Genomic DNA, 12,093 nt, shown 5'->3' on the forward strand with positions numbered 1-12,093 from the left:
AGATTACCCGAGCTAAGCGGCTCGGGTGTTATGAAAGGCTTGAAGGTTACGGGCTTCTGCCTTAGCCAAAACGGCGTTTAATGCAGCTTATTGGCCAGCAATTCTTGTAAAGCGTTAGGCAGATAACTACGTAGCTGACGACTTAAGCGTTGCTGATGTTTTTGCCACAGGATCCCTAAATAGATAATGGCTAGGCCAACCAATGTAAGAGAGATAGGGAATAGCCAGCTGTCTTGGAAAACATTGTCTGCCAAATGATAGAAGTAGGCAAAGCAGCCAAAAGCACCAAATACCACAAACACTCTGCGCGCTAAAATGACTCCGCATAACATCATTGTTAGGTTAATTGAGAAGTACGCCAGCTTCGCGAGCTCGCTGTCTGAATGTTGCAGGCTTAAGCCGCACCAAAAGGTAAGTACACCAAATAAGTAAATCCAAAATGCGAAGTCTTTAGAGTGACGACTGCGAATGTCTATCCAAAACGCCAGCAGTGTCATGGCTAAACCAAAGTAGAGTGATACAAGGGATCTAAACTCCCAATTGGGACGACTGCCAGTTAGCATGGCGCATATGTCCATACTCATGTACCACAGTGTTACGGCAACAGGCAGCAGCATAAACGGGTAGCGATAACGCCAGCTGAGAATTAAGCCAACCACTAAGGTAGCGAGCTCCATGTATATCCAGTGCCAATGAACATATCGGTGGTAGTCTTGATACTGATCAGAGCTTGGCCACCATCCCATGGCATGCTGAAAACCATAGGTTGCTAGCGGAGTTAAGCAAATGACAAAGGTTGCGCAAATGCCCGCAGGAATGGCATAACCTTGATGTTTAAAGCGTTGGCAGAGCATTAAGCCTAAAACTGCATACACAATGCTTATGCCTAATAAACCCCAGCCTCCAAAACCTTCCCAAGCTAAATTCATGAACAAGGTCATTGCGCCAATAGCGATCAATCCGCCAAAGTAATACAGCAAATGAGTAAGATTAAAGCTAGGTGTATCTGCTTCTTGCTGCTCCAAAAACTCAAGTAGCTGGGTGGCTTGTTGGGGGCTAATAATGCCTTGTTGTGCTGCTTGCTGTAATGATTGCAGAGAAACTCTAGCCATAGCCTGTTACATCCTTTTGCTATTCAGCCTTAAGCTTGCCACTGTTTATAAAAGAATTCTTAGAGTTTTGTCAAAACTGTTGATGGCTTTAAAAATAGTGTAATGATTTGACAGCTAAGTCCTTAGGCAACTTTACTTAAAGAGTTTGCTTAATCTAGAAAGGAGTGCTGCATTGTTTAACAAGTTAAAAGCTGGGGTCATCGCTTCACTGGTATATGCAGCTTGTATAATACCTGCTATGGCACTTGATTTTACTTTTTATGCCATTAACTCAAGCCCGGCTGGTTATACCCAAAATGAACAGCAGCAAGGCTACTACGTAGAAATACTGCATCGAGTGGCCAAGCGTTTAGACCTTGTAGACCCAAAGGTTGTTATTGCGCCGTACCCACGAATAGTGAATGCATTAATTCGCAATCAAGATGGCGTGGTGGTTACCTGTTTATTCCCCAATGAAAGCTTTACTGAAAATATTTACCAACCCCGAAAGGTGGCCAGTTTTCAAACTTCAATTGTCAGCCTGCCTGATGCGCCGATTAATTGGGACAATTTAGCAGGTAAAAAGATTGGTACCTTGCGTGGCGCGAGTAAAGTATATGGCGAAATCTTTCATCAAGCAGTCGAAGATGAACAACTAAAACTGGTAGCAATGTCTAGCTATTCTCAAGCCTTAAAGATGCTTGAAGCCAAGCGTATTGATGGTTTTGCTGGAAGTTTAGGGGTGATTTTAAGCTTGGCAGATCAGCAGCAGCTAGCCTTGGCTGCGCCAGCAAACATTACTAAACGCGATTCCATGATTACCATCTCGGTATCTCCCTCGGTAAAAAATGGTAATGAGGTGGTGGCGCAAGTAGATGAAATAATTCAACAAATGATAGCCAGTGGAGAGATTCAAGATATTGTAGAGCGTTATCTTCCTGATGAAATTCAACAGCGTTAATCGACGTCATGTTCAGGGCGAAGGCCTAGTTAGCTACTCCAGCGGCAAAGCTTAAGCTAAGCCATATTGGCCTTTTATCTATCCAGCTCTACTACACTTAGGTGACGTTTTGATGATTGCTGGCTAACGGAGCGGCTGATGATACGACGCTGTTTTTGGATGATAATGAGTGTTGGATGGCTGAGCATTGCCAGTGCTTTTGCGTCTGATTTATGGGTGGGCAAGGTGTGTCCTGTCACTTACCAACAAAATACGCTCGGTATTTTGGTGTTCTCTGAAGCTTGGTTCCACAGTGGTCGCCAACAAGCCTCATACATTGCTCGAGACAATGCTACTGGGGTTGGCCTCGAGATCCATCTATTTGCTAACCGCTTGGGGGAGGTAGAGCTGGAGAATCAGGCGCAATGTACTCAATATCGCATGTTGCAAATTCGCACCACCAATCGGCGTTTGCTTGATGATGAACGCCAAGCCCAAATAGACGCACCATTACATTTTGTTGAGCCATTTTACGATGCATCGCCGCTTGAGCATGGCGCTGGCATGCATAACACCCCCAGTGATACCAGTGATAAACCTTGGAATTTGCCGCCAAAACGGGCGTCCACTTTGGCTATCTACGATACGCCATTTGTCTCAGATGCCTTGGGTAAAGAAGGCGAAGACATTCAAGTGGAGTTTGAAACCTGCGTTGTGTGCCAACGAGATAGCGGATTTGACAGTATTCTCTCTTGCGGGCGTTGGGGTTATAGCCGCGAATATATGGACGAAAATACCGGCTGGGCCGAACCTGAGTTTCATGGCACAGAATGTTTAAATAGCCCAAGTCGCCATTACCAAGAAACAGTGAGTTTATCGGAAGAGTTTCCCTACAGTTATTGGTTAGATTGGCGTTAGTGTTAGCTATCTATATGCGGATACTTACGCCGATAACGCGCTAACATGCTTTGATTGCCTAGTAAGCCGCCTTGATGGATATACAAGGTAGGAATACTACTGTTTTGCTCACTCAAAAAGTTATCTAGGCATTGCCAACCAATAGGGTCATACAGTAACTCAAACTCAATCTGTGTTTGTTGTTTGAGCGTAAGCCAGGTTTGATAGTGTTCTTTATACAGCTTGCCAAAATGGTACTTTTTAGGTCGCGGTAAGATATGTGGGTGGGTATTGGTATTGCTGTTCAATTGGGTAAACTGCAAACGTAAGTAGTCTTCATCACCTACACAAGCACAGCTAAATACTTCGATGCAGGGATTCATTTGACTAAAGTACTCACTTAAAAATAAGGCTGTGGTACCGGTACCTGCTGGTAACATGACATTTAACGGACCAATGTTTTGCTCGTGCTGCCATTGTTCAATTTCTTCTGCCAGCATCACTACGCCTTCTCTGGCGTATTCGCAACGTCCGCCTTCGGGAACCAGTAATTGCTGAGGAGACAAACTGGGTCGAACAATGCGCTGCATAAAATCATCTAAGTTGGCTTGTTGCTGTCCTTGCAGGGCACTCACCTCAATAATTCTTGCGCCTAAGTCAATCGCTGCTTGATAGTTACCGCATGGGTTTTGTTGTAACCAACTAGGAATATGATCGACATAAAATTCACACTTCCAGTCATTTAGTTGTGCTAGCGCGGCTAAAGAGTATAAAGAGTTTGCCTGTGCGGAACCGCTGCCTACAAGGGTGCTAATACCTTCTTGTGGGTGTTTGAGAAAGTGATAAAACTTGCGGGCTTTGTTACCCGAAAATTGCGGGTGCAACAAATCGTCGCGCTTAACAAATACCGAGTGTTGGTTAAACGTAACGGCTTGCACAGGAGAAGGTTTAAACAAACAAGTACCTGAACTGTAACAACGTTAGTTTTTAGTTTACGTTGAGGATTTTAAACTGAAAAGTAAAAACTAAGTTTGCGCTTGTTTGAGGCGTAAAAATTAGCGTTTTGTCATTATTACATCAAAGTGTGAAGATTTGGTGACAAAAATACCCCTGTTAAATGATCCTCTTAAAATATTGGCGATCATATCGCGATCACCACTGCAGCCCAGCAATGGCGGGAAAAGTTAGATTTATGTGGATGATGACTAAAAGCTAACAAATAAAAATAGGAGCCTTTGTTGAATTTTCACTTGTCAATGAGAGTAACAACTGCCTATTTGAATCAGCGCGATATAATTCACTGAATTAGGTGGATTATTCCAAACAGCTTTTCCCACAAAAACAGTGCACAAAGCTGTGGATAAAATTCTCTATCCAGTGAACTCAGTGGCTTGCAGCGGATCCGATTTTAGCGTCAATATTGTCACCTAAAATTAGTAAAAAATTCTTTTTTGCTGCTTCTTCGTTAAGGTCCGTTGACATTTTTCTGTTAGTTAAAATAAATACAAAAATAGAACGATTGGAGCGCTCAAATTTTCTCTTATAACAAATGAAACAACATCATCAAAAAGCACGAATATGCTAAGTGTGGATTTAAGTTATTGATATTAATGGCGCTTATTTGTAGCCGAAAAACGGTCTTAAGTGCCCAAAGCCTGCTTAGTATCTAGCTGATTGAGCGCCGCAATGTGAATCGGCTACTGTAAACCGATGAGTTAGGCCAGCTAAACTACCAAGTTTTAACAAGTTTATTGTTCAATTTGTTGATTACGCTGTTTTCTATTTTCTAGATGAATTGGTTGCACAGACTCAGTAAATGTTAACAACTTGCGCTTTTGTGAATAAGTTTACGAGAATAGTGGGGGATTATCCCAAGGTATTGAAATTTGTTTGGCCTAAACAACCCCCTGTCTGTAAATCATTGGTTTATAGGATCCGGTTTGCTGATTACGCTTATTGGCATTTGTGAGCAACAAGACTGTGGTTAAGCAAAGGAGTCGGGTAAAGTAGCCCTTTACGGAGGTGCAATGAAACAAATACATCAACTACTGGCAGATGGCCAAACCAAACAACAAGTTTATGAATATGCTGAACAGCAGCAATGGAATTTACGTAAGGTTACTAAAATATTGGCCAGTGAGCCTGAACCTGGTTCATTAAAGCTTTACGCAAAACCTAAAGCGCTGTTGTTAGCAGTGCTGCAGTTTATGGTGTTAAGCAAGTTAGTTTTTGGTTTTATGGTTGCTGAGCAGGTCAGTGGTCAATTATTGTTGGCGCTGCTAATGCCAGCACTTGTGCCATTGCTGATTATTTTTATGATTTATAAAAACGCGCCAAATGGCTATTTATTGCTTATGGTGTTTGCGGGTTTTTCTGTCTACCAAAGCTTGCCCTACATCTTTCAGGTAGAAGGCATGATTAATGTGGTGTTAAGCGCAGTGTTTGCCGGCTTTACGTTCTACCTAAAAAAACGACTCTTTCCTTTTCAAAATTTGTTTCATACAGCAATTACTGGCCGAGGCCACTATATTTACCAACAAGCGCCTATAGTGGATACAAACGATGATGAAAAAGAGTAACCAGCTTGCTTAAGCGTTTACAATTGCTGATTCCACCGCCGGTATGGTTACTGTTGTCGGTGGGTTTAGCCTATTTGTTAGCTACCTTTAGCCAAGGCGGGTTTGTTCCTGTAATGCCGAGTTGGCTGGTCAACCTGCAGTGGCCGTTAGTGATACTGGCCAGTTTGATTGCTGTGATGAGTGTGTGGGGTTTTGCTAAAAAACACACTACCATTAATCCTCATCATCCTGAACGCAGTAAGCACCTGGTGATTAATGGTTTATACCGTTATAGCCGTAATCCCATGTATTTGAGTTTGTTGCTGTTGCTGATTGCGTGGTGTTTACACCTACAAGCTTGGTTAAGTTTACTAAGCTGTATTATGTTCATTGGCATCATCAATCAGCTGCAGATAAAACCTGAAGAAAAAGCGCTTAAACAGCATTTTTCCGAACAATACCTACAATATTGCCGCAAAGTTAGGCGCTGGTTGTAATAAAACTCGGCTAATTTAGGTTTTATTAGCAGTGAGTTATGCCAGATCAACTTGGTAATTTCCGCCCTTACGTTACACTACAGCAATCATATAATGTGATGTTGATCTCCTTTTGTTCAGCTGAAAAGCTTTGCAGCCTTGCTGTTATGCGGCGGACTAGGGATAACTAGCACAGATTTTTTAGAGTAAGCTAAAACATGGCTAATCCAATTTCAGCGCGCAAAGCTTGGGTGAAGGGATCTTTACCTCTCGCCGAATACGCCGCTTCTTGTACCGAAGCTCAACTACAGGGCTTATCTCCACAACTGCGTAACTTGCGTCAAAATGGCGTAGACGCGTTAGTTGTACCGGTTCATTGGCGCTATATTGCGCCATTTAGTGCAGAGCAATTAAGCCAAGCGAGCTGCTGGTCGTCACTGCAGCGTTTATCTGCACATTTGGTGTCTCATGGCTTTAAGCTGCAGTACCAACTGTTTTTCTCGTCTGATACTCAGCAAGGTGTAGAGCAACGCCTACCAGATTGGTTTTGGGGTTCTATGCTGGCCAAGTTGCCTGCAACGCACTCTGCCGATGCGATTAAGTATGTAAACCAATATGGCCGCGACAATACTCAAAGCCCGAGCCTATGGGCTGAAGCTGGTTTAATCGACATGTTTAGCCAATGGATGAGCAGCTTTGCTGAGCATATGGCTGAGTTTGCCCCTCGTTGCGACGCCATTTTGTTAGGCCTTGGCCCAAATGGTGATGCTTGCCTCCCTTGGGGAGAGCGCGATGGCCAACCGATTTACCAAAGTTTTAGCCCTACTGCGTTAGCGGCGTTAGCAACAGATATGAAGTTGCAATATGGCTCGCAAGACGCATGGCTAAGCCTTTGGGAATTAAACGGCGAAGCGCCTTGGCAAGAGCAGTTGGTAGACAATTTACAGCGCTGCTATCAGGCTAAAACTACCAACACCTGTTTTAAAGAATTTAATACTTGGTATGCCGAAAACTGGCAAGGCTATGTGGGTAAAATGCTGGCTCAAGCAAATACTCGCTTCACTAAAGCATGGGCGCATAGTCAGTTATGTTTGAATATTCCGTTCCCAGAGTTAACGGCGAGTGAGCACCCGTGGTTAGGTTGTTTAACCGGTCTTAATCCTCAGCCCTGGTTGGAGCGTACACAGTTACTTGATTACCAAATTGAGCAACTGGAATGTTGGCATAAAAAAGCTGATGGCCGCCTATTAGTGGTTGCTACTGGGGCAGAATCTAGCCATGCCACCCGAGTTAACCAAGCCTTAATCACGGCGATGCGAAAGCTAAAAATTCCGGCATTGGTGCAAAACTCTCAGCCGCAAGCGTTGTCTAGCCACCCCGGCTGGGATCAGCTGTATCATTCGGTGCTGCATGGCAGTGCTTTTGATGGTTGGATATTTAACGACATGTCGCAGCTTAATGAGCAAGCGATAGTGAAAGGGCGTTTATCGCAGCTTAATAAGTTTAAGTACCAAATTACTGAAACCAAGCAATTGGGTAAAAAGCAGTTTCGCGTAATGGGGCCGCTACACCTTAAAGTGGCTAACCAAAAGCAAATGCTTGATGAGGAAAACTGGAAGCTGTTTGAAGCACAGTTGCGCCAGTTGCGCAGTATTGGTGTTACCGCTATTTCTACCGACATTTGGTGGGGTTTGGTTGAAGGTGACAAACCGGGCAAGTTTGATTGGAGTTATTACGATCGCGTAGTGGCATTGCTAAAACGCTTAGGTTTACAGTGGGTGCCGATTTTGTCGTTCCACCAAGCTGGTGGCAACGTAAACGACGACTTCATGCAGGCTATTCCACTATGGCTTTGGGGCCGTTTGCTAGAAAGTAACGACCAGCTTAATTCGGTACAAGATCTGCAATACGTATCTGAAACCGGCGATGCTTCCATGGAGTATGTCTCGCTGTGGGCCGACGAGTTTGTGATGCCTTATTACCAGCGATTTATGGAAGCCTTCAAACAGCATTTCATTAACCAAGCCGGTTTAATGGATGAGATCAATGTCAGTTTGGGTCCTGCCGGTGAGTTGCGTTATCCAAGCTACAACTCTCATGACTGGGGTAATTACCCTAACCGCGGCACCTTGCAGTGTTACAGCCGTTTAGCTAAACAAGATTGGCTAAACTACCTTAAGCAGAAATACCATAGTATTGCCGCGCTTAATGGCAGTTTTGGTTTTACTTGGGAAAGCTTTGAAGAAGCCGAAATTCCAGATGCTGAGTGGCTATTTAGCCACAAGCGTTATATTCACAATGCTTGGGCTCGCGAGTTTTTAACTTGGTATCACAAAGCCTTGGTGGCTCACGGTAGACGGATATTTGAAAACGCCTTAAGTGTGTTTGACGATGACGCTTTTGGACAGGTACCGATTGGTATTAAGATCCCGGGTATTCACTGGGTGGTGAGCGACCCTGAGTTGCCGCGTGCAGCTGAAATAACCGCTGGCTTAATTGCGGTGCACCCCACCTTGAGCAGCACTAACCAACAAGAGTACTTAGGTTTACTTAAAGCCTTGTTACCAGAAGGTAAGCAGTCTCGTGCTGCGATTCACTTCACCTGTTTAGAGATGATAAACAAGGATTACGAAGGTTATTCACGCGCTGCTGATTTGGTGGATTGGATGGCCGATGCCGCCGACGAATGCCAAGTATCGCTAATGGGCGAGAATGCCTTAGCGGGTGAGCTTTACGGCGAACAAGGTTGGAAGCAAATGGCGCGCGCCTTAACCCGCGCACCGGGCTACGACGGTTTAACTCTGTTAAGGATGCAAAACTTCTTTGACGACGAGCCGACGCCAATGCGAGAGCTTAAAAAGCTGATTAACCGCATTTCCTAAGGTTTGGTTCGCTAACTGATTAAGCGCAGTAACTTAACTGCGCTTTTTTTATGGCTGATGGCTGCTGAACGTCGGCAGTCAATTTAGCAAAGCTTAAGTAGTGTTGGTGGTCGACATAGGGGCCAAAAGGCGCAATAGCATGGTAACCATGTTTGAGATAAAACTGCACCGCGTGAGTATTGGCTTGGCGAGTGGCTAAATTTATTTGTTGGTAGCCAAAGGCCAAGGCTGTTTGTTCTAACTCCTGCAATACCAGTTTGCCAGCTCCCCGCTGGTGAGAGTAGACCCGCTTTATCTCACAAACACCGGGTTGTAAGTAACGAAACCCGCCACAAGCAATGGCTACACCATTGCGTTTAGCTAACAAGAATACTGCTTTGTCATCGTAAAACTCGCCTTCATCAAAGCGCTCAAAAGCGGGGTTTCCAGTTAATTTAAGTAAAGAAGCTGACAGCGCATCGATTAATTCTCTACTTTGAAAACTGTTGGGATCTGCACGACAAATTTCTATCATTGTTTTATCAAAAATTTAATCATTACATACAATTAATTAATGCTAGTCTTACTAACGAATGTTGCAGCTTGGTTAAAACTAAATGATCTTTTCCTTACTTATTTAGTGGTTAATTGGGCTGCGATATTGTGTTTTGTTGGGTTTTTAATCTGTTAATGGTGGTTTGTTTGATTTAATCATCCATTTGTTTGCTTCTGTTTGCAGTAAAGTGCGTCGCAATTAAAGCTTGGGAGGATTTATGATAACAATTGAGTTGCTGGTGGTATTAGCGGCCATATTTTTAGGTGCACGTTTAGGCGGCATTGGTATTGGTTTTGCGGGTGGCTTAGGGGTATTGGTATTAACCCTAGGTTTAGGCATGACCCCGGGCACCATTCCTATTGAAGTGATCCTCATTATCATGTCGGTGATTGCGGCAATTGCAGCAATGCAGGTAGCCGGTGGTTTACAGTTTTTAGTGAATATTGCCGAACGGGTATTACGAAGTAATCCAAAACAAGTGACCTTTTTAGCGCCAATAGTGACCTATGTAATGACCTTGTTTGCCGGAACGGGACATACTGCATTCTCTACTTTACCTGTGATTGCCGAAGTGGCTAAAGAGCAGGGTATTCGCCCGTCTCGCCCTTTAAGTATTGCGGTAGTCGCCTCGCAAATTGCGATTACTGCTTCGCCTATTTCGGCGGCAGTAGTATTAATGAGCGGTATGCTTGAAGACAAAGGTGTAGGTTATATAAGCCTGCTAATGATTTGTATCCCTGCCACGTTTATGGCTTGTATGGTAGGCGCTTTTGTTGCCCAGTTTATGGGAAAAGAACTGAAAGATGATCCTATCTATCAAGAGCGCTTAGCCCATGGTTTGGTGAGCAAACGTGAGAAAACAGCCGAGCAATTACCGGCAAGTGCTAAGCGTTCGGTTATGATTTTCTTAGTGGCGATTGTTGCAGTTGTGTTTTACGCCACCGCGATTAGTGATGCTGTAGGCTTAATTGAAAACCCTACTTTGCCGCGTAACGAAGCAATTATGGTATTCATGCTAACTGCTGCGACTGCTATTGCGATGTTCTGTAAAGTAGATACTGGCGAAGTGGTTAACGCTGCTACTTTTAAATCGGGTATGAGTGCCTGTGTATGTGTGCTGGGTGTAGCTTGGTTGGGCGATACTTTTGTTTCTGGTCATTTAGAAGAGATTAAAGCCTTATCGGGTGGTTTGTTAGAAGAACACCCTTGGATGCTGGCGCTTATTTTGTTCTTTGCTAGCATGCTTTTGTATTCTCAAGCCGCTACCACAGCAGCCTTAATGCCGTCGGCCTTTATGTTAGGGGTAAGCCCAGAAGCGGCAATTGCCTCTTTTGCAGCAGTTAGCGCACTGTTTGTATTGCCAACTTATCCAACCCTATTGGCGGCGGTAGAAATGGATGATACTGGTTCTACTCGTATTGGTAAGTGGGTATTTAACCATCCTTTCTTTGTTCCTGGCGTGGCCACTATTACTAGCTCGGTTATCCTTGGCTTTATATTGGCTGGTATTATTTTATAAGCGCTTGGCTGTTTCCTAAGCAAGGCTTAGTAGAATGAACAATAACGCTCAATATGGTCTGACTATATTGGGCGTTTTGCTTTAAGGCGATTAGATGCTTATTCGTTGAATGGTGGTGTTTCTTGAACCCGAGCTACGTTTATTGGGGTCATAAAAGGTTTCTACTATCTCAAACCCTGCCTTTCTCATCATGCCGCCAGAGGCGAGGTTTTCTTCATGGCGCTCTATATATACTTTGCTACATTGTTGTAAACCCGCGAGGCGAACCGCCTCTCTAAGCAGTTGGCTACCGAGGCCTTTCCCGCTTTGGCTCGCCGCAATGACCACATCGTTTATATAAGCAATGTTTGATAAGTCATCATATTGGTTTAGTTTTTCAGGACACGCCTGTTTAAAAATCAGAATCGCAAAACCGACAATTGCCTTATCTTCCAATAGAACAGCCACAGCATCTCCATTAGCGATAAGCGTAAATTGTTGGTTAATGCTTTCTTCAGTGATGTAATTCCACGGGTTCGGCCCTTCGGTGAGCAATAGTTCTTTCATGGATTGAAAGTCGGTGTTCAGTAGCTCTCGAGAGCGAATGTTCAAATGGTGGTACTCCTTATAAAGCGCGGCTTATGCTGAAACATCATCGCCCAGAGGTGTCCCAAAAAATAGGCTGCATCATTGGCTGAGCAGCGAGGGTATCTCCGGTAACCTTAGCCATAGACCCTTTGTTGATTTCCCTTATTCTCCAAGCCTCTGGCATGGTGAGTAAATCAGGGTAAGGAGTGAGAAGGTTGGTGGTGATAAAACCTCTTGATGCGTAATAAGCAGGATACCCAAGTACCAGTACCGCATCTACAGAAAGTGTTTCTAAGTGGGCTATCCCTGACTCAATAAGCTCTTTGCCAATACCTTGATTATGGTATTCAGGCACTACACCAATAGGGGCTAACAAATAGCACTTTTTATCAGGATGCTCCTTAAATATAAACTGAGAGAATAAGATGTTACCCACAATCTTGTTGTCACGTTCAATATTGAATGAAATTGTTTCTGAAAGGCAAAGAAGTTCTTCCGCTAGTGTGGCGATTTGTTCCCCCTCAGATTCTCCAAATGCTCGTCGATGAAGGTTTATGATGGTTTCGTTTGTCATTTCGGTGTTCTCTATAGTCAGCAGCTTGGTTAATCTGCGCAGGTTAGGGGGATT

General features: G+C 44.0%; 11 protein-coding genes. 6 read left to right on the forward strand and 5 right to left on the reverse strand.

The genetic code is table 11. From position 1 onward, the window contains the following. Positions 1–77: 77 nt before the first annotated feature. A complete protein-coding gene (locus Q4592_RS04790; RefSeq protein WP_303510435.1) occupies positions 78–1,112 on the reverse strand; it encodes a DUF2157 domain-containing protein in 1,035 nt (344 codons plus the stop codon). A gap of 172 nt (positions 1,113–1,284) precedes the next feature. Between Q4592_RS04790 and Q4592_RS04795 the strand changes: the two genes are divergently transcribed. Both Q4592_RS04795 and Q4592_RS04800 read left to right on the forward strand, forming a co-directional pair. Then, complete coding sequence (locus Q4592_RS04795; RefSeq protein ID WP_303510437.1) at positions 1,285–2,052, forward strand: ABC transporter substrate-binding protein; 768 nt, start codon at positions 1,285–1,287, stop codon at positions 2,050–2,052. Between the two features lie 165 nt (positions 2,053–2,217). Then, entirely contained in the window at positions 2,218–2,949 is a 732-nt protein-coding gene (locus tag Q4592_RS04800) for a hypothetical protein (protein ID WP_303510439.1), read from the forward strand. A gap of 2 nt (positions 2,950–2,951) precedes the next feature. On the opposite strand, the gene Q4592_RS04805 is transcribed toward Q4592_RS04800, so the two are convergent. Continuing rightward, positions 2,952–3,884 carry a pyridoxal-phosphate dependent enzyme gene (locus Q4592_RS04805; protein WP_137671869.1) on the reverse strand — a complete coding sequence of 311 codons (933 nt, stop codon included), beginning with the start codon at positions 3,882–3,884 and terminating at the stop codon, positions 2,952–2,954. A 1,071-nt stretch (positions 3,885–4,955) separates the two neighbouring features. On the opposite strand from Q4592_RS04805, the gene Q4592_RS04810 reads away from it, so the two are divergent. The 3 genes from Q4592_RS04810 to Q4592_RS04820 all read left to right on the forward strand — a co-directional run bounded on the left by Q4592_RS04810 (position 4,956) and on the right by Q4592_RS04820 (position 8,844). Next, positions 4,956–5,507: a hypothetical protein gene (locus Q4592_RS04810; RefSeq protein ID WP_303510443.1), complete on the forward strand. Its 552-nt coding sequence runs from the start codon at positions 4,956–4,958 to the stop codon at positions 5,505–5,507. Positions 5,508–5,512: 5 nt separating this feature from the next. Beyond that, positions 5,513–5,983 (forward strand): isoprenylcysteine carboxylmethyltransferase family protein, encoded by a 471-nt coding sequence (locus Q4592_RS04815; RefSeq protein WP_303510447.1) that lies wholly within the window; start codon positions 5,513–5,515, stop codon positions 5,981–5,983. A 197-nt stretch (positions 5,984–6,180) separates the two neighbouring features. Continuing rightward, a complete protein-coding gene (locus tag Q4592_RS04820; protein ID WP_303510453.1) occupies positions 6,181–8,844 on the forward strand; it encodes a family 14 glycosylhydrolase in 2,664 nt (887 codons plus the stop codon). 19 nt (positions 8,845–8,863) lie between these two features. Here the strand turns inward: Q4592_RS04820 and Q4592_RS04825 are convergent, their stop codons facing one another. After that, positions 8,864–9,358 (reverse strand): GNAT family N-acetyltransferase, encoded by a 495-nt coding sequence (locus Q4592_RS04825; protein ID WP_303510456.1) that lies wholly within the window; start codon positions 9,356–9,358, stop codon positions 8,864–8,866. 238 nt (positions 9,359–9,596) lie between these two features. On the opposite strand from Q4592_RS04825, the gene Q4592_RS04830 reads away from it, so the two are divergent. After that, on the forward strand, positions 9,597–10,898 hold the full coding sequence (locus Q4592_RS04830) for an anaerobic C4-dicarboxylate transporter (protein ID WP_303510462.1): 1,302 nt from the start codon (positions 9,597–9,599) through the stop codon (positions 10,896–10,898). A 90-nt stretch (positions 10,899–10,988) separates the two neighbouring features. Here the strand turns inward: Q4592_RS04830 and Q4592_RS04835 are convergent, their stop codons facing one another. Both Q4592_RS04835 and Q4592_RS04840 read right to left on the reverse strand, forming a co-directional pair. Continuing rightward, the gene (locus Q4592_RS04835; RefSeq protein ID WP_303510464.1) at positions 10,989–11,489 is read right to left on the reverse strand and encodes a GNAT family N-acetyltransferase; all 501 of its coding nucleotides are present in this window, start codon (positions 11,487–11,489) and stop codon (positions 10,989–10,991) included. Between the two features lie 40 nt (positions 11,490–11,529). Then, the gene (locus tag Q4592_RS04840) at positions 11,530–12,039 is read right to left on the reverse strand and encodes a GNAT family N-acetyltransferase (RefSeq protein ID WP_303510469.1); all 510 of its coding nucleotides are present in this window, start codon (positions 12,037–12,039) and stop codon (positions 11,530–11,532) included. Between the last annotated feature and the right edge of the window lie 54 nt (positions 12,040–12,093).

The sequence above is a fragment of the Agarivorans sp. 1_MG-2023 genome, assembly GCF_030548385.1.
In the GTDB taxonomy this organism is placed as follows: Bacteria; Pseudomonadota; Gammaproteobacteria; order Enterobacterales; family Celerinatantimonadaceae; genus Agarivorans.